The sequence below is a fragment of the Priestia sp. YIM B13486 genome (genome assembly GCF_042787865.1).
GTDB lineage: Bacteria > Bacillota > Bacilli > Bacillales > Bacillaceae_H > Priestia > Priestia megaterium.
Map to the genome: position 1 here is coordinate 348,152 of NZ_JBHZOZ010000002.1, position 16,596 is coordinate 364,747.

The 16,596-nt window shown below is 37.5% G+C and carries 19 protein-coding genes; 16 read left to right on the plus strand and 3 right to left on the minus strand.

Annotated features, from left to right (window positions below):
• Positions 1 to 112: 112 nt before the first annotated feature.
• The 3 genes from ACFX4G_RS05920 to ACFX4G_RS05930 all read left to right on the plus strand — a co-directional run bounded on the left by ACFX4G_RS05920 (position 113) and on the right by ACFX4G_RS05930 (position 2,320).
• Complete coding sequence (locus ACFX4G_RS05920; protein ID WP_377573341.1) at positions 113 to 517, plus strand: CidA/LrgA family protein; 405 nt, start codon at positions 113 to 115, stop codon at positions 515 to 517.
• Positions 487 to 1,179, plus strand: a complete 693-nt coding sequence (locus tag ACFX4G_RS05925) for an LrgB family protein (RefSeq protein ID WP_042992146.1) — start codon at positions 487 to 489, stop codon at positions 1,177 to 1,179. Before ACFX4G_RS05920 ends, ACFX4G_RS05925 begins: the two co-directional genes overlap by 31 nt.
• A 268-nt stretch (positions 1,180 to 1,447) precedes the next feature.
• Positions 1,448 to 2,320, plus strand: coding sequence for an STAS domain-containing protein (locus ACFX4G_RS05930; RefSeq protein ID WP_377573346.1), 873 nt, complete (start codon positions 1,448 to 1,450; stop codon positions 2,318 to 2,320).
• A 120-nt stretch (positions 2,321 to 2,440) separates the two neighbouring features.
• On the opposite strand, the gene ACFX4G_RS05935 is transcribed toward ACFX4G_RS05930, so the two are convergent.
• Together ACFX4G_RS05935 and ACFX4G_RS05940 are read right to left on the minus strand one after the other, a co-directional pair.
• Positions 2,441 to 2,917, minus strand: coding sequence for a hypothetical protein (locus ACFX4G_RS05935; protein WP_013082943.1), 477 nt, complete (start codon positions 2,915 to 2,917; stop codon positions 2,441 to 2,443).
• Positions 2,918 to 2,985: 68 nt separating this feature from the next.
• Positions 2,986 to 3,558, minus strand: a complete 573-nt coding sequence (locus tag ACFX4G_RS05940) for a GNAT family N-acetyltransferase (protein ID WP_014460341.1) — start codon at positions 3,556 to 3,558, stop codon at positions 2,986 to 2,988.
• Between the two features lie 240 nt (positions 3,559 to 3,798).
• On the opposite strand from ACFX4G_RS05940, the gene ACFX4G_RS05945 reads away from it, so the two are divergent.
• The 9 genes from ACFX4G_RS05945 to ACFX4G_RS05985 all read left to right on the plus strand — a co-directional run bounded on the left by ACFX4G_RS05945 (position 3,799) and on the right by ACFX4G_RS05985 (position 12,697).
• Positions 3,799 to 6,072: an ArnT family glycosyltransferase gene (locus ACFX4G_RS05945; protein ID WP_377573350.1), complete on the plus strand. Its 2,274-nt coding sequence runs from the start codon at positions 3,799 to 3,801 to the stop codon at positions 6,070 to 6,072.
• Between the two features lie 13 nt (positions 6,073 to 6,085).
• Positions 6,086 to 7,051 (plus strand): glycosyltransferase family 2 protein, encoded by a 966-nt coding sequence (locus tag ACFX4G_RS05950; protein ID WP_097823572.1) that lies wholly within the window; start codon positions 6,086 to 6,088, stop codon positions 7,049 to 7,051.
• A complete protein-coding gene (locus tag ACFX4G_RS05955; protein WP_377573353.1) occupies positions 7,044 to 7,448 on the plus strand; it encodes a GtrA family protein in 405 nt (134 codons plus the stop codon). Before ACFX4G_RS05950 ends, ACFX4G_RS05955 begins: the two co-directional genes overlap by 8 nt.
• Complete coding sequence (gene galU, locus ACFX4G_RS05960) at positions 7,445 to 8,332, plus strand: UTP--glucose-1-phosphate uridylyltransferase GalU (protein ID WP_377573356.1); 888 nt, start codon at positions 7,445 to 7,447, stop codon at positions 8,330 to 8,332. Before ACFX4G_RS05955 ends, galU begins: the two co-directional genes overlap by 4 nt.
• Positions 8,333 to 8,476: 144 nt before the next feature.
• Positions 8,477 to 9,151: a response regulator transcription factor gene (locus tag ACFX4G_RS05965; protein WP_013056822.1), complete on the plus strand. Its 675-nt coding sequence runs from the start codon at positions 8,477 to 8,479 to the stop codon at positions 9,149 to 9,151.
• A gap of 1 nt (position 9,152) precedes the next feature.
• Positions 9,153 to 10,532 (plus strand): sensor histidine kinase, encoded by a 1,380-nt coding sequence (locus ACFX4G_RS05970; protein WP_043982151.1) that lies wholly within the window; start codon positions 9,153 to 9,155, stop codon positions 10,530 to 10,532.
• A 372-nt stretch (positions 10,533 to 10,904) separates the two neighbouring features.
• Complete coding sequence (locus ACFX4G_RS05975; RefSeq protein ID WP_013056824.1) at positions 10,905 to 11,069, plus strand: YezD family protein; 165 nt, start codon at positions 10,905 to 10,907, stop codon at positions 11,067 to 11,069.
• Positions 11,070 to 11,416: 347 nt separating this feature from the next.
• Complete coding sequence (locus ACFX4G_RS05980) at positions 11,417 to 11,569, plus strand: Fur-regulated basic protein FbpA (RefSeq protein ID WP_043982152.1); 153 nt, start codon at positions 11,417 to 11,419, stop codon at positions 11,567 to 11,569.
• Between the two features lie 132 nt (positions 11,570 to 11,701).
• Positions 11,702 to 12,697, plus strand: coding sequence for a ketoacyl-ACP synthase III (locus tag ACFX4G_RS05985; protein ID WP_377573359.1), 996 nt, complete (start codon positions 11,702 to 11,704; stop codon positions 12,695 to 12,697).
• A gap of 149 nt (positions 12,698 to 12,846) precedes the next feature.
• On the opposite strand, the gene ACFX4G_RS05990 is transcribed toward ACFX4G_RS05985, so the two are convergent.
• The gene (locus ACFX4G_RS05990; protein WP_025752141.1) at positions 12,847 to 13,686 is read right to left on the minus strand and encodes a YitT family protein; all 840 of its coding nucleotides are present in this window, start codon (positions 13,684 to 13,686) and stop codon (positions 12,847 to 12,849) included.
• Positions 13,687 to 13,934: 248 nt separating this feature from the next.
• Between ACFX4G_RS05990 and ACFX4G_RS05995 the strand changes: the two genes are divergently transcribed.
• The 4 genes from ACFX4G_RS05995 (at position 13,935) to pfkB (ending at position 16,596) form a co-directional block, all read left to right on the plus strand.
• Positions 13,935 to 14,288 (plus strand): YolD-like family protein, encoded by a 354-nt coding sequence (locus ACFX4G_RS05995; RefSeq protein ID WP_043982157.1) that lies wholly within the window; start codon positions 13,935 to 13,937, stop codon positions 14,286 to 14,288.
• Between the two features lie 122 nt (positions 14,289 to 14,410).
• Positions 14,411 to 14,551 (plus strand): hypothetical protein, encoded by a 141-nt coding sequence (locus tag ACFX4G_RS06000; RefSeq protein WP_013056833.1) that lies wholly within the window; start codon positions 14,411 to 14,413, stop codon positions 14,549 to 14,551.
• A 381-nt stretch (positions 14,552 to 14,932) separates the two neighbouring features.
• Positions 14,933 to 15,685: a DeoR/GlpR family DNA-binding transcription regulator gene (locus ACFX4G_RS06005; RefSeq protein ID WP_013056834.1), complete on the plus strand. Its 753-nt coding sequence runs from the start codon at positions 14,933 to 14,935 to the stop codon at positions 15,683 to 15,685.
• Complete coding sequence (gene pfkB, locus ACFX4G_RS06010; RefSeq protein ID WP_025752144.1) at positions 15,682 to 16,596, plus strand: 1-phosphofructokinase; 915 nt, start codon at positions 15,682 to 15,684, stop codon at positions 16,594 to 16,596. The genes ACFX4G_RS06005 and pfkB overlap by 4 nt, the downstream gene beginning before the upstream one ends.

Genomic DNA, 16,596 nt, shown 5'->3' on the forward strand with positions numbered 1-16,596 from the left:
GTACAAGTAAAAGTAGGTAAAGTAAAGGTGTTTATATAGTTAAATGTTAGACAACATGACAAAATAAAGAGAGGAGGACAGCTGTTCTTTATCTATAGGACAGTGACCTATAATGAAAGTGATACGAATTATTTTACAAATTGCGATTCTTTATACTTTTTCTATGATTGGCGAAGCTGTTCACCATGTGCTTCACCTGCCTATTCCAGGCAGTATTATAGGCTTAATTTTAATGCTCATTTGCTTAACATGCAAAGTTGTTCCCATCAAAATAATTGAAGACGGAGCAAGTTTTTTGTTATCTTTTTTACCGCTATTATTCATACCAGCTATGGCAGGTGTGATGAATTATCCTTCGCTTCTTTCAAGCAGCGGAGCGGTTTTATTTTTAATTATTGTGCTTAGTACGATTGTTACGATGGCCGCCGCAGGGATTGCCAGCCAAATTTTAGAAAAGAAATCGAACAAACGAAAGGAGAAACAACAGTGCAAGAATTCTTTATCGCGGTCTTTATAATCGTAGCTACAGTTGCTTTGTATCTAGTCATGGCAAAAGTATACGTACGGTTCTCCTATCCGATTCTTATTCCTGTTTTAACTACAACCATATTCGTTATTCTTCTTTTGCTTGCTTTTCATATTTCCTATGACGAGTATATGATTGGAGGCAAATGGATTAATTCACTTCTGGGACCAGCGGTTGTTGCATTAGCGTATCCACTCTATAAACAGCGTGAGATGCTAGTAAAATACAGCGTTCCTATTATTGGAGGGGTATTTGTAGGTTTATTCGCAGGCATGATCAGCGGACTTGTGTTTGCTGAAGTATTTGGCGTTGATCGAAGCCTGATTTTATCCATTATTCCTAAATCTATTACTACCCCGGTAGCGATTCAAATTGCCACAGGACTAGGGGGCGTTCCATCGATGACCGTGGTATTTGTTATGATTGCAGGCTTTTCAGGGGTAATCCTTGGACCGCTACTTTTAAAATGGATTAGGATCAAAAGTTCTTTAGGAAAAGGCATTGCACTAGGCAGTGCTTCTCATGCCCTAGGAACTTCTAAAGCATTTGAATACGGTGAGCTAACGGTATCGATGAGTTCAGTATCAATGACGTTAAGTGCTGTATTAGGATCGGTTTTTGGACCGATTGTTGTCTGGCTATTCCAAGTGTAAGGTGAGATAAAAGAAAGTGAATATAAAAAACAATCCCGTTCCAATTGGAGCAGGATTGTTTTTTTTATAAAAGCATAAATTTTTCCCAAGCAAATTTTAAGTTGTGCGGCTCTTACTCTGATACTATAATAAAAAGAAAGAAAATTCATAAAATAACCGCTTTTTTGTTATTTTTAGGAAGGCTAGTCAATTGTCGGGTGGGTAAGTAGGCTTAGTCAAAGTTATATACGCAGTAAAAATAGCAGAAAAGAGGAGCTGAACGTATTTTATGAAAGAGGAGCTCGTGTATATAGGAAAAAAGATTCTTGAACATAAATATAGCTTGTCAGAAAAATTAGCCGAACGTTTAGATGCTACACATACGCTAAGTCTAGAGGAATTGAAAGAAAAGAAAATTCTGAAGTGGCGAGTGTCAATTATGGAATACTTTGGGAGAGCTCTATTTGAAGAACAAGAGTCTGTACTTAAACTTGTTAAAGAATGGGCACTTGATACAGGTAAATATGCAGTGGAAAAAAATATTCCTTTAGAAAAAGCACTAGGTATCCTTCCAATCTATCGCAGCGTTATTTGGGATGTATTTACAAGAGAACTAGAGGAGCACCAGTTTGCTGCAATTACCATGCTGCATGTCAGTGAACGAATTGATCCACTTTTAGATACGGTAACATGTGTTTTTGGTCAAATTTATGATGAGCATAATCGATACATGATGAATTTAGCTTACACGTCACTAGAAGAACTGTCAGTTCCGCTCGTACCTGTCACAAAAGGTATCGCTATTATGCCGATTATTGGAGAAATTGATACCCATCGCTCGCAAGTTATTATGGAAACTTGCTTGAAAAAAGGGACAAGCCTTCAATTATCCTATCTTATTTTGGATATTTCAGGTGTCGTGATTATTGATACAATGGTAGCAGACAATCTGTTCAAAATTCATCGATCTCTCAAATTAGTAGGAGTGGAAGCTATTATAACAGGGATACGACCGGAAATTGCCCAAACGGTAGTGAAACTGGGAATTGATTTTAATCAAATTAAAACAGAAGCAAATTTAGAAGCAGCGCTTTTAAAAATTGGGTTTAGACGTCCTGAAGAACATAGCCGCGCGGATGTGTCATCACGGCGCATAAAATGACCGGTTATGAACATGCAATGGAGATATTCCTTCTTCTAAACGTCGGTATGAAATATGGATTTCAGCAGATAGAAAGTAAGCGCATAGTAAAAAAGCGGATGTTAATCAACATCCGCTTTTTTACTTAATAAATGCCATATGCCATGGTAGCACAAAAGCATAAACGAGGAAGTATACCACTATTGAATAGATAAAAAACCAGCCGTTTAAATGCATATAGCCACTTTTAATCATTCCGTATTCTATGAGTAGTGAACCAGCGCAAAAGAGAAGTGATAAAACCCATTTATTTTTAGCTGTTAAGTAAGTCAAAAATAAAATGGAAAGGGAAGGTGGAATAAATGTATAGCTTAGAATATCTCCAAGTCCTGTAACTTTTGGATCTCCCAAATCAATCATGTTAAAAACACGCGTAATGATAACATCACAAAGCCATCCGACAAACCCAACTACGCAAAACGTGATATAAAAATCTCGCCAAGTTAGCTGTCGTTTAAATAAAACAAGGGCAAGAATAAATAAACATAAACTAACGGTAATCGGAAACCACAAACCATGTGCAGATAAGTCTAAATGCTGAATTGCTTGCTCCAACATTGTTCACCTCAAAAGAAAGAGTTAGTGTTGAAGTTAGCCTATGTTATGGAAGGTATTTTATACATTTTCTACGCGTTGCGTGTATATTCTTCTCGCAAGATTGAATATAACTTTAAGTCTTGATGAGCTCCTTTAATAAACATGGCTTTTCGAATCGTTCCTTCATAAGACATACCGATTTTTTTCATTACTTTCTCAGATGCAGCATTTTCAACAAAGCACCTCGCCTGAATGCGCACTAAATCCATTTCTTCAAATCCAAACGCAATTACTTTTTCAGCTGCTTCCGTAACAAATCCCTTATTCCAATATGCTTCAGAAATCGCATAGCCAATTTCCGCAATGCGATGTGTAGGGTTCCAAGTGACAAAGTCAATGGTGCCAATACATTTTTTTAAGGCTTTGATTTCCATAGCCCAAGGAGAAATGGATTGGTTGCTGTACTGCTTTAGAACGAAGGAAACAAACTCTTTTGTATCTTGAAGCTTTCGGTGCTTTTCCCAATTTACATATCTGCTCACCTTTTCATTTGAGGCATATTCAAACATGTCACGCACATCTTTTTTTGTAACTTTCCGCAAGCGGAGTCTTTCGGTTTCTAGTGTGGGTAAATTTCCGTATATATCTTTTACTTGAATCATAAAGTTGTCTCCTTTCTCAGCAAGAAGTGGATGAAATGTTGATAATAATGTTTCAGAGAAGCTGCAGCATTCCAAAAATACGCTTTCTATTTCATGTGCTTGATTCTTTAATTGTAAAATATTTCATTGGTGAGCGTAAGAGGTCAAATGGGTTTTTGAAAAATAAAAAATTATTTTTTCTGTTCATAATCAGTTCACATATGCTTGTTAGACTAAAGTCAGAAATTAAGAAGGAGTGAAATGAAACACATGAACAGTGAAGTGAAAGAAGAACGAACTTCAAATAAAAACAGAATAGACTTATTTTTAGTTCCCATTGTTTTAATTGCAGCGTTTTTGAACTTATTTAAAATTTGGACAGATGAATACGCCAACGCTTATTACACGGCAGCTGTCAAAAGTATGCTTCAAAGTTTTCATAATTTCTTTTATGCATCTTTTGATCCAGGAGGCTATGTAACGATTGATAAGCCGCCGGTTGTATTTTGGATTCAGACAATTAGTGCCAAAATATTTGGATTTCACGGATGGAGCGTCATTCTACCGCAAGCATTAGCAGGCATCGGTTCAGTCCTTTTACTATACGTACTCGTAAAACGTACGTTTGGCGTATGGGCTGGGAGATTTGCTGCTCTTGCCATGGCTCTGACGCCAATTGTACCTGCGGTAAGCCGAACAAATAATATCGATAGTATGCTTGTATTTACATTATTAGTAGCAACGTGGATGTTATTTCGTGCTGTGCGTACGGCTAAATTTGGCTGGGTGTTAGCAGCTTTTGCGATGATTGGTGTTGCATTTAATATGAAAATGCTTCAAGCATACATGGTTTTACCAGCATTTTATGTTTTCTATGTAGTGGCAACCAAAATCACTTGGAAAAAGAAAATTGCTTTTTTAACAACAGCGACTACACTAATGCTCGCGGTTTCTGTCTCATGGGCAGTTGTAGTGGATTCCACTTCTGCTGATAAGCGACCTTATATGGGAAGCAGTCAAACAAATTCAGTTTTAGAGCTTGCTTTTGGATATAACGGTATTAATCGTTTAACTGGAAATACAAGCGTGACGGGAAGCAGTCATAAGCAGCCTGCTCAAACTGAGCAGCAAACAGCAAGCAGTGAAACAAAACAAAGTAGTAATTCAAGTGCTGATTCTTCACAAAGCTCAAATCAAAAAAAAAGCAGCTCTTCTCAAAAGATGCAGGCTCCAGGCGGAGGGAATCAAAACGGAATGTTCAACACGGGGAATCCTGGTCCCTTCCGACTATTCCAAAAAGGGTTATCAGATCAAATCAGCTGGTTATTACCATTTGTAATCTTTTCAATCGTGGGTTTATTTGCCGGAGTAAAATTTAAAGGGCCTTACACGACAAAACAAAAAGAAAGTTTATTTTGGTTAGCGTGGCTGCTACCAGTAGCTGTCTTCTTTAGTATCGCAGGATTTTTCCATCAGTATTATTTAATTATGCTGGCACCTCCAATCGCTGCATTTGCCGGAGCGGGAGCAGTAGCTTTATGGAGCATGTACAAACAGCATAATGGCTGGAAATCATGGCTGCTGCCAGGTGGTATTTTAACAACAGCAGCACTTCAAGTATATATTATGTCTCCTTATGTCAGCTCAATCGGCGCAGCGCCAATTGCAGGTGTAGGAGCACTGGGCGTCATTTTAGCTCTTGTTTTAGCTGTTCGTAAACAGCGTAAAAATTCGTTGACAAACTACCTGGGAGCCGCAGCGATGGTTGTCTTACTTGCGATGCCGGCGTACTGGGCGATGACACCAATTATTTATGGTGGAAATAGCATGCTTCCATCAGCAGGTCCTGATTCTTCAAGCGGTATGGGAGGACCTCCAAGCACAGCTACAAATAGCAAACAATCTGGCTTTAACGGTATGCAGCCTCCAGGAAGCTCTAGCGGAAATTCATCATCGAACAATCAAATGCAGCCGCCAAGCGGTTCATCGAACGGCGGTCAAATGCCGGGTGGTTCATCCAATAATGGTCAAATGCAGCCGCCAAGCGGTTCTTCAAACAGTGGTCAAATGCAAATGCCAGGCGGTTCATCCAATAATAGTCAAATGCCAAATAGCTTTTCAAGCAAATCATCATCTTCAAAACGAAAAAGTGGAGGGATGAACGCAGAAGTAAACCAAAAGCTACTAAACTATTTAACAAAAAATAATACAGGTGAAAAATATTTATTTGCCACAACGGATTCAACTTCAGCTGCACCTTACATTATCAAAACGGGCAAGCCAGTAATGGCAATGGGTGGATTTAGCGGTTCAGATCCAATTTTAACGGTAAGTAAATTAAAAGCCATGATTAAAAAAGGTGAAGTGAAATATTTCTACTTGTCTGGCATAGGCAAGGGAGGTCAATCTGACGTTATCACGTGGATTAAAGAAAATAGTAAGGAGATTCCTTCTTCCAAGTGGCAGTCTACTTCATCAAGTGCTCAGCAAGGGCCATTTGGAAACGGAACACTATACGAAATAACGCTTAAATAAGGAGGGCATGAACATGAGTTCCATCGTTAAATATTCTATTGTTGTTCCTGTCTACAACGAAGAAGAAGTGATTCATGAAACCTACCGCCGTCTCACAGAAGTGATGCGTTCAACGAAAGAAGCTTACGAGCTTCTTTTCGTGAACGACGGCAGTAGAGATCGAACAGCAGAAATCATTAAAGAGTACAGTGAGCAAGACCCAGCGGTTGTTTTATTAGATTTCGCCCGTAACTTTGGTCATCAAATTGCTATTACAGCTGGTATGGATTATGCAAGAGGAGAGGCGGTCGTTGTGATTGATGCTGATTTGCAAGACCCGCCCGAATTGATTTTAGAGATGATTGAAAAATGGAAGCAAGGGTTTGACGTTGTATACGCTAAGCGTACAAAGCGAAAAGGAGAAACATACTTTAAAAAACAAACGGCTGCTATGTTTTATCGCTTCTTACGTGCGATGACCGATATTGATATTCCGCTTGATACAGGGGATTTCCGTTTGCTAGATCGCAAAGTGTGCAATCAAATGAATAGCATTCAAGAAAAAAATCGCTTTGTTCGGGGATTAGTAAGCTGGGTTGGCTTTAAGCAAACAGCAGTAGAATATGAGCGAGACGAGCGTTTGGCCGGGGAGTCGAAATATCCTTTGAAAAAGATGCTGAAGCTTTCAATGGATGGTATTACATCTTTTTCATATAAGCCATTAAAGCTAGCTAGCTATGCTGGTGTAACTCTATCTGGTATCGGTTTTATTTATCTTTTAGTAGTGCTGTATTTGAAGTTATTTACAGACAGCACCATCACCGGGTGGTCGTCATTAATTGTCATTCAGCTATTCTTTAGCGGCATCATTTTAATTATTCTTGGTATGATTGGAGAATATATTGGCCGCATCTACGATGAAACAAAAAATCGTCCACTCTATATCGTCCGTGAAAAGTATCAGCTTGAAACACGCAAGGAAGTATCACTTCGTGACTAACAAATGGATATCTTTTATTAAATTTACGTTAGTAGGAGTTGTAAATACACTGATTGATTTTGTAGTATACGCACTTTTAACAACAATCGGTGTTAACTACATACTAGCGCAGTGGGTTTCATACAGTGCGGGCATCTTAAACAGTTATGTCATGAATCGCAAATGGACGTTTGAGAGAAAAGAAAAAAGCAGTAGGCGTGAAGTGATTTCATTCGTGATCGTAAATTTGATCACTTTATCCCTAACATCATTTATGTTGACTGTTCTATATAATAAATGGGGTATATCGCTGCTAATCAGTAAACTTTTAATTACAATCGTAAGTGTCGGTATCAACTTTATTGGTACTAAATTATTTGTATTTACTACTAAAAAAGAAAGAGGGATTGATATATGACGATAAAAAAAGCAGTTATTCCAGTAGGCGGTTTAGGAACTCGATTTTTGCCAGCGACAAAAGCGCAGCCGAAAGAAATGCTGCCAATTGTCGATAAGCCTGCTGTACAATATATTGTAGAAGAAGCTGTGAAATCAGGCATTGAAAGTATTATTTTTATTACAGGACGAAACAAAAAATCAATTGAAGACCATTTTGATAAATCAATTGAGTTAGAGCAAATGCTTGAAGAAAAACACAAGTTCCAAATGCTAAAAGAAGTACAAACGATCTCATCAATGGCCAGCCTTCACTATATTCGTCAAAAAGAGCCGTTAGGACTCGGTCATGCTATTCTTTGTGCCGAACAGTTTATTGGAGATGAGCCGTTTGCCGTTCTTCTTGGAGACGATATTATGACTTCTGAAGAACCTGCGCTCAAACAGATGATTGAAGCGTATGAAACGACTAATCAATCAGTTATCGGAGTTCAAAAAGTGGATGTTGAAGAGGTATCAAAATACGGAATCATTCAGCCGAAAAATAAATCTAGCAGCCTTCATGAAGTGAATGACTTGATTGAAAAACCATCGATAGAACAAGCTCCGTCAACTATTGCCGTTATGGGCCGCTACATTTTAAATCCTTCTATTTTTTCTTATCTAAAAACGATTGAAAGAGGGGTAGGAAATGAATTACAATTAACAGATGCACTGCGTGTGGTATGTGAAAAAGAGCGATTGTTTGCTCTTGAACTGGAAGGACAGCGCTTTGATATTGGAGATAAGGTAGGCTATATGAAAGCGATGGTAGAAGTTGCGTTAAAGCGCAGAGATTTACGTCAAACGTTTTTATCGTATTTGGAGGGAATTATAGAAAAAGAACGAGCAAACAACTTCAGCTAATAAGAGTTAATCCGTTTGTTCATATTCAGTTCATATTTGAAGTATAAAATCATTGTATGATCTTATGCGGCTCTCTGTTTACTATAAACAGAGAGCTTACTGTGCGTAAAAGCTGGACAAACTTAGGAATAGGGAGAGACATGTATGATTCAAATATTAGTTGCAGATGATGATCAACATATTCGAGAGCTGATATCATTATATTTAGAAAATCAAGGATTCAAAATTATAAAAGCAGCAGATGGTGAAGAAGCGTGGGCGAAAATGGAAGAGTTTCGAATTGATCTAGCGGTCGTTGATATCATGATGCCATTTAAAGACGGATGGGAACTAACAAAGGAAATTAAGGAGTATTTTGATATACCGGTTTTAATGGTAACAGCTAGAGGCGAATCGCATGATAAGCTAAAAGGATTTGATATCGGAACAGACGACTATGTCGTGAAGCCTTTTGATCCTCAGGAAATGGTTGCTCGTGTAAAGGCTCTTTTACGCAGATACCGAGTAGAAGCTAACAATGTAATCTATATGGGGAATATAAAACTAGACCGTACCAAATTAGAGATGAGTGCAGGAGAAACAAGCGAACAGCTGCCGTTAAAAGAGTTTGAATTACTGTTCACGTTAGTTAGTTCTCCAGGGAAAATTTTTACTCGTGATCAGCTTATTCAATTAATTTGGGGATATGATTATGAAGGCGATGAGCGCACGGTAGACGTTCACATAAAACGTCTGCGAGAGAGGCTTAATCATATGAAAAACGTCGGTATGGAAATCAAAACAATTCGCGGACTAGGCTATAGAGCAGAAGGGTGTTAACGTGAAATCAATTTATGTAAAGCTGGTTCTGTCGTTCATCATTACAATTTTATTGAGCGTTGTGATTACCGTTGTCGTCACGACATTTCTTAGCAAGCAGAAGCTCGAAATGCGATTAGGTCAGGATATGGTGAAGATGGGAGAAGATTTTATCGATTTGTACGGAGCAGAAGACTCGGACAAAGCTGCAAGGTTTTTATCTAATTCATCATTCATTCATTTTTCGTTTATTATTATTGATGATCAGCATGAAGAAAAAGTATTAGGACAGCCAGGACCGCCTATTCCAATTACACCGAAAGAAGTAGATCAAGTATTAGACGGGAAGCGTTATTCTAATTTAAACGAGGAAAAAGATGATCGTCCACAGCCAAACGTAGTGGGCCTTCCTTTTAAAGAAAATGGACGGTCGTATGCTCTATTTATTCAGTCTCATCCACAGCGGCAATTTTCAGTTATTCAAGATGTTCAAAATATCCAGCTTATTACGATTTTATTAGTGGGTATTGTATTATTTGCATATGTTTCAATGATTATTATTAAACCGATTAAGCGTCTCAGTACAGCGATGAAAGTTGTCGGACAAGGCGAATACAATGTGCAAGTCGAGCACGCAGCGAATGATGAAATCGGTCTGTTAACTAAAAATTTTAATCAAATGACTAAAGAATTAAACAAAATAGAAACGATGAGGCAAGAGTTCATTGCTAGCGTTTCGCATGAGATTCAATCACCGCTGACCTCTATTCGCGGTTTTTCAGCGGCACTTAAAGATGATATCGTCAGTGAAGATAAAAAGATACAATATTTAACGATTATTGAAAAAGAAAGTACAAGACTTTCTCAGCTTAGTTCCAATTTGCTAAAGCTTGCTTCTCTAGACTCTGAACATCAAACGCTAATGCTGCAGCAATACCGTTTAGATGAACAAATCAGGCATGTGGTCATGGCTTTAGAACCTCAGTGGACAAAAAAGAATATAGAAATTGACCTTGATTTATCCAATGTTCAAATGGAAGCAGATAAAGATTTGTTAGAGCAAGTTTGGCTGAATTTAGTAACAAATGCTATTAAATATACGCCTGAAAATGGATTTGTGAAAATATCCATTTCTCTAAAAAACGAAGAAATAGACGTGAAAATAAAGGATAATGGAATTGGTATTGCCGAAGAAGATCAAAAATATATTTTTGAAAGCTTTTATAAAGTAGATAAATCGAGAACGTTAAAAGGAAGCGGCCTCGGTCTAGCCATTACAAAAAAAATTGTTCGGTTGCATGAGGGCACAATACGTGTTGAAAGCAAAAAAGAACAAGGAAGCATTTTTACGGTAACCTTGCCTATCCAAAAAATTAGGGCTAAAAAAGACTCGTCTGTGTAAGTTCATGCAGATGAGTCTTTTTTATTAGGTCAAAGATATAAAAAAAATTAATAATATCTATTTATTTTTTTAATCCCTACTTGACATATAGGTAAAGTGTAAATAATATAGATAGTATAAATCTTTTGAAAAAATTGGGATGCTAAAGAAGCTGATCGGTCAACCGAAGGCTCATACTTGTTCGCTACTAGTGTGGGCCTTTTCTGTACATTGGTTGTGGTCATTAAAATCTCAATCTTCAACTGAACATATGGGGAGGATTACCATGTATTTATCTTCTGCACATTATACAAGTACTTATAGATGTTGTTCGCTTTGTTTATTCAACTGCAACTAAAATATAAATTTATCTATGAATAGGAGAATGATAAAATGGCTTCAATTACACAAGAAAAATTAGATTATATTGTTAAATTACTAACTGAAATCAACTATGGATCTGTACTAATTACCCTTCACGACGGACAAATTACTCAAGTGGACAGCACGGAAAAAAACCGCTTTTTAGCTAAAAGCAAAGTAGCAAGCCACAAATAAGCCTATTTAAATACGTATTTAGAGAAACTGAAGGGCCAGCCTAGCTAGCGAATGCTTGGCGGCGGGGCAAGCAAGTACCGTACTAAATATAGAAAACGTGCGTATTCGAAGAAAAATTGACTTTCTTTCCGGTTAAAGATTTAGAATTTTTTGAATTAAAATTGAGTTATAGGTTGTATGAGTATGACGATGAGAAGTCTAAAGCTGCTAAAGCAGCAGCTTTGTACTTTTTAAAATTATGAAAATCTGACAGTTTCATTCCTGTGCTGACCGGATTACCGAAGGCTTCTGACCTGTGTTAGGAGTCTTTTTTTTATTCTTAAATTAATATAATAGGAGGAGAAAAGATGGAAAATTTATTACGAGCAGCGGTGCGGCAAAGAAAACAATACCTCATTGAAAAGTTACTGAAAAAAGGGATTTACAAAAAAGAAAACCATCATCTTTTTGAACTTACACTCTCTGACTTAGAAAAAGAGTATCAGGCACGCAGTAGGTAAGGGATAGAAAAATTTATATCCAATAAAAAAGCGTAAAGGGTATGCCTTTGCGCTTTTTATCTAACAATAAATTAGTACCAGATATTAAAAGTAGGTGTTATAATTAAGTATCAACTGATTTGAGGTGGAGAAATGATGCAATCAAAAGCTAGAATCACAGGAATGGGGATATATACACCAAAGCAAAAATTAACGAACGACCATTTAAAAGAAATGGTTGATACAAGTGACGAATGGATTGTACAGCGTACCGGAATGAAAGAACGACGAATTGCTGGTGAAGGCGAATACACGTCTACGCTTGCCATTCGAGCCGTTGAAAATTTGCTTAACCGATATGCTGTAGAAATAGAAGATGTAGATGCAATTATTGTTTCGACAACAACGCCAGATCACTTTTTTCCTAGCGTAGCATGTCAGATTCAAGATTACTTTCATATTGATCAAGCTGCTGCATTTGATCTAAGTGCCGCATGCGCCGGTTTTACATATGGCCTTCATGTGGCGAACGGCTTAGTGACGTCGGGATTGCATAAAAAGATTTTAGTTATTGGTGCTGAAGTCATGTCGAAAATTACAGATTATACGGACCGGGCCACATGCGTGCTGTTTGGTGACGGAGCGGGAGCTATGCTTGTAGAGTACGATGAGCATAATCCGAGTTTCTTAGGATGTCACTACGGAACGGACGGAAGCGGAGGGGTGAATTTATATCGTTCTAACTTATCTAATACTCTTTCAGGAAAAGAAATTAATTCGAGCGGGAATTTAGTTCAAAACGGGCGTGAAGTATACCGCTTTGCTGTTCGAACGATTCCAAAAGGAGTAGAAGCATTATTAAAGAATACTTCCATTTCTCTTTCTGATGTAAATTGGTTTATTCCGCACAGTGCAAACCTTCGAATGATTGAAGCTATTTGTGCTAAAACAGGTGTTTCAATGGATAAAACGTTAACGAGTGTGCAATACTGCGGAAATACATCTTCAGCTTCTATTCCGCTTGCTTTAAACGAAGGAATAATGACAGGAAAAGTACAGGGTAATGACCTCCTTATTCTCTATGGGTTTGGAGGAGGATTAACGCACTGCGGCTTGTTAATTAAATGGACGTGTAAAGAAAAAAGCTAAAAGGCGTCGCCTTTTAGCTTTTTTCTTTTTCATTACAGAGTTTTTTATTGTCGTTACAAGAAAGTTTATTCTTCTTATAACAGCAGGTTTGCAGTATTTTCAGCGCAAACATATATAATAGAAAAAACCCGCTTTTTTACAGCGGGTTTTCAACTGGCTTTTGGAATGGTAAAACCTACTCCAAAGACGTCGCGTACATCGTGTACGACCACAAAAGCTTGTTCGTCGACTTTATGAATAATACGCTTTAATTCTAACAGTTCTTGTTTGTTCACAACTACGTACAATACGTCTTTTGCTTCTTTTGTATAGCTTCCATGAGCAGAAAAGACAGTGACGCCGCGCTGCATCTTTTTATTGACTTGTTCGGCTACTTCAACTGAACGGTGTGAAATAATAGTGATTGCTTTGCGAGGGTTGAGTCCTTCAATAATATAATCAAGCACCTTCGTTCCGATGTAAAGAGAAATAACCGTATACATTGTCTTTTCTCCACCGATGACAAAATAAGCGCTTGCTACAACTAATAAATCAATTGCCAGCATCGTTTTGCTAATATTCCAGTCTAGATATTGATTAGCTAAGCGGGCAATAACTGCAGAGCCTCCGGAAGTTCCGCCGCCTCTAAACACAAGTCCGAGTCCTACACCAGCTAAAATACCAGCAAAAATAGCCCCCAGTAGCGTATCGTCAAGAGGATTTCCCAGTCCTTCAGTTATATGTAGGAATAGAGAAGTGAAAATAATACATATAATTGTGTAAACAATCACACGTTTATGAAGCAATTTGTATCCGATCAGTACCAGCAAACCGTTTAATATAAAGTTTGTGATACCCGGAGACCAGCCTAATACATAATAGGTAATCATTGTTACACCGGTTACGCCGCCTTCTGCTAATTCATTTGGAATAGCAAAGTAATTAATGGCCAGTGCGAAAATGAGGCTCCCTAGAATAATGAGGATAATTTCTTTTATTTTATTAATCATGAACGTTACCTCCAATCATCAAAAGCTCCGAAAACACAGTCATGACAATGTATTATACCAACTCTAGAGACTGAATTAAAGATGGGATATTATTATTTTTTTAAAAATCATTTTCTGCTATTAACATAAAATCTTTTGACAGTTTTTATGGAGTATGAAAAAATGAATTGTTTGCTTTTATTTTGATTAAAAAGTTTTGCAATGAGAATGTTCGTTCGGTAAAATAGAAGCAAGAGTCAAGGGGGAGAATGAACGTGTATCAAGATGAATTAAAACAGTATGCGAAGTTAGTAATGCCCGAGCATTTAGAGAAAATGAAGAAAATGTACAGTCCCGATGCGCATAAGCAGCCTTTAGGGTTAAAAAAAGAAAAGATTGAGCATATTGAAAATGTCATTATGAACAGTTACTCGGAGCATTATCCAGTAACGCTTCACGTCTATGAAGCAGGACATATTCAAAGGTATGAACGAGTGACGATTGATAAAGTCTCACTGCAGTCGAATACGCTGATGGTTACAGGCCCTTGCTATACATATTCGATTCGAGCGGATGCAGTAATTGAAGCAGATGTATGGAAAGATGAAAGCTACTCTAGCTAAGAGTAGCTTTTTTGTTCGTTTTGTATCTTTTTTTTAACGCATGCATACAATACATAAAAGCATATTCTGCGAGTAGCAACTTCTAGCTACTAGGAAATTTTAATTAAAGAAGGGATTATTGTATGCAAAATGAAAAAACTCAAGTAAGAGAAATCGAATTAACGCAGTTCATTAAAAAAAGACTCGTTCGTTTTATCTCAAGTTTAGCTATTTCTTCTGCCCTTGCTTCCATATTATATATGCTTCTGTTTTTATTTAAATGATGGGTCACTTTGAGTTGTCCAAAAAGGTGGACAACTTTTTTGGTGTGTAGGCTTTTATGAAATCAGGACAAGCTATGGCTGATTCAGTCAGAAAAATTCAATCGGTCAAGAAATAGTCAAAAACAGTCATAACTAATTGAGTGGAAGAAAACCTTTACATATAATGAGAAAAGTAGACAAATTCTTGAATTACCAGCATATTTCCTTTTGTATGAACTATTATTAAACCAAATGCAAATCTAATTGTTCATTCAAAAAACTTTATTTTGTAATTAAAAAAATGAATGTTTTTGATTTTTTATGATTGATTTTGAATGTAAACCGTGATAAAGTAAGTACATGAAATAAATGAAAACGCTTTTTTGAAAAAGGAGCTAGAACATGTTAACGCCGGAAAGACATCAACTAATCTTAAAACTTTTAAAAGAGAAAGAACTTGTAAAAGTGCAAGAGTTTATCGAAGTTACAGGCGCTTCGGAATCAACCATTAGAAGAGACTTAAGTCAACTAGAAGAAGAGCAAATGCTCAAACGTGTTCATGGTGGCGCTTCGCTTATTCGCAGTAAACGAATCGAACTGAGCGTTATCGAAAAATCTGCTAAAAATGTTCAAGATAAACGAAACATTGCAGAGTATGCGGCTTCCATTATAAATGAAGGTGACTGTATTTTTTTAGATGCAGGAACTACAACGTATGAAATGATTCCTTTTTTAAAGCAAAAAGATGTAGTTGTCGTGACAAATGGTTTAATGCATTTAAACCCGATGCTAGAACAAGGTATCACCCTCTATTTAATTGGAGGATCTGTTAAACATAAAACGGGCGCTTTAATTGGCAATGGAGCTCTTTTAAGTCTTGAGCAATATCGTTTTGACAAGTGCTTTATGGGAGCGAATGGGATTCATCATCAATATGGATATACAACTCCTGATCCAGAAGAAGCATTGATCAAGCAAACGGCAATGAAGCTGTCTAGAGAATCTTATATTTTATCAGATTCCACTAAGTTTTTTGAAACAAGCTTTGCGAAAATAGCCGATTTACATGAAGCAAAAATTATAACAAATGACGTACCTAGCGATGTACTTATACAGTATGCAAACAAAACAGACATAAAGGTTGTGAAATCATGATTTATACATGTACGTTGAACCCATCCGTTGATTACGTAGTACATGTTTCAGCATTCGAAGAAGGCGGGCTTAACCGCACAACGAATGAAGCCAAGTTTCCAGGAGGAAAAGGCATTAACGTCTCTCGCGTTTTAAAACGATTAGGTGTTGATAATAAAGCCCTCGGTTTTGTAGCCGGCTTTACAGGAACCTATATCGAAGACTACTTAAAAGCGGAGAATATCGAAACAGCTTTTACAAGAGTTGAGGGAGATACCCGTATTAACGTAAAGTTAAAAACAGAAAAAGAAACAGAAATTAACGGTCAAGGACCTGCTATTACAGACGAAGCGCTTCAGTCTTTATTGACTCAAGTAAAGCAAATGACTGAAGGCGATATCTTCGTATTAGCAGGGAGTATACCGAAAACGCTTCCAAGTTCTGTGTATGAAACGTTAACTGAACTAGCAGCAGCGAACGGAGTAAAAGTTGTAGTAGATGCAAGTGGAAAAACTTTGCTAGACGTCGTGTCCCACAAGCCGTTTTTTATCAAACCGAATCATCATGAACTTGCAGAATTGTTTGATGTAGAAGTAAACAGTGCAGAAGATGCGCTAGTATACGGTAAGAAGCTCGTGGAACAAGGAGCGCAAAACGTCGTTGTGTCTATGGCAGGTGATGGAGCACTGCTTATTAACGAAAGCGGTGTCTACAGTGCCACAGTCCCTAAAGGAACGGTAAAAAATTCTGTTGGAGCTGGCGATTCACTTGTAGCTGGATTTATTGCTTCTTATGTAAAACAAGGGGATTTATTAGAAGCTTTTCAAACAGGAGTAGCTTCAGGAAGTGCCACAGCATTCTCACTTGAATTATGTACAGCAGAAGATGTAAAGACGCTTCGTGAACAAGTGTCAATCACAAAGGTAGAGTAG

What these genes read in the sequence shown, in the direction of transcription:
- ACFX4G_RS05920 (WP_377573341.1), top strand. Translation starts at nt 113, where the DNA reads ATGAAAGTGATACGAATTATTTTACAAATTGCGATTCTTTATACTTTT.
- ACFX4G_RS05930 (WP_377573346.1), top strand. Translation starts at nt 1,448, where the DNA reads ATGAAAGAGGAGCTCGTGTATATAGGAAAAAAGATTCTTGAACATAAA.
- ACFX4G_RS05935 (WP_013082943.1), bottom strand. Translation starts at nt 2,917, where the DNA reads ATGTTGGAGCAAGCAATTCAGCATTTAGACTTATCTGCACATGGTTTG.
- ACFX4G_RS05940 (WP_014460341.1), bottom strand. Translation starts at nt 3,558, where the DNA reads ATGATTCAAGTAAAAGATATATACGGAAATTTACCCACACTAGAAACC.
- ACFX4G_RS05945 (WP_377573350.1), top strand. Translation starts at nt 3,799, where the DNA reads ATGAAACACATGAACAGTGAAGTGAAAGAAGAACGAACTTCAAATAAA.
- ACFX4G_RS05950 (WP_097823572.1), top strand. Translation starts at nt 6,086, where the DNA reads ATGAGTTCCATCGTTAAATATTCTATTGTTGTTCCTGTCTACAACGAA.
- galU (WP_377573356.1), top strand. Translation starts at nt 7,445, where the DNA reads ATGACGATAAAAAAAGCAGTTATTCCAGTAGGCGGTTTAGGAACTCGA.
- ACFX4G_RS05965 (WP_013056822.1), top strand. Translation starts at nt 8,477, where the DNA reads ATGATTCAAATATTAGTTGCAGATGATGATCAACATATTCGAGAGCTG.
- ACFX4G_RS05975 (WP_013056824.1), top strand. Translation starts at nt 10,905, where the DNA reads ATGGCTTCAATTACACAAGAAAAATTAGATTATATTGTTAAATTACTA.
- ACFX4G_RS05980 (WP_043982152.1), top strand. Translation starts at nt 11,417, where the DNA reads ATGGAAAATTTATTACGAGCAGCGGTGCGGCAAAGAAAACAATACCTC.
- ACFX4G_RS05985 (WP_377573359.1), top strand. Translation starts at nt 11,702, where the DNA reads ATGATGCAATCAAAAGCTAGAATCACAGGAATGGGGATATATACACCA.
- ACFX4G_RS05990 (WP_025752141.1), bottom strand. Translation starts at nt 13,686, where the DNA reads ATGATTAATAAAATAAAAGAAATTATCCTCATTATTCTAGGGAGCCTC.
- ACFX4G_RS05995 (WP_043982157.1), top strand. Translation starts at nt 13,935, where the DNA reads ATGAACGTGTATCAAGATGAATTAAAACAGTATGCGAAGTTAGTAATG.
- ACFX4G_RS06000 (WP_013056833.1), top strand. Translation starts at nt 14,411, where the DNA reads ATGCAAAATGAAAAAACTCAAGTAAGAGAAATCGAATTAACGCAGTTC.
- ACFX4G_RS06005 (WP_013056834.1), top strand. Translation starts at nt 14,933, where the DNA reads ATGTTAACGCCGGAAAGACATCAACTAATCTTAAAACTTTTAAAAGAG.
- pfkB (WP_025752144.1), top strand. Translation starts at nt 15,682, where the DNA reads ATGATTTATACATGTACGTTGAACCCATCCGTTGATTACGTAGTACAT.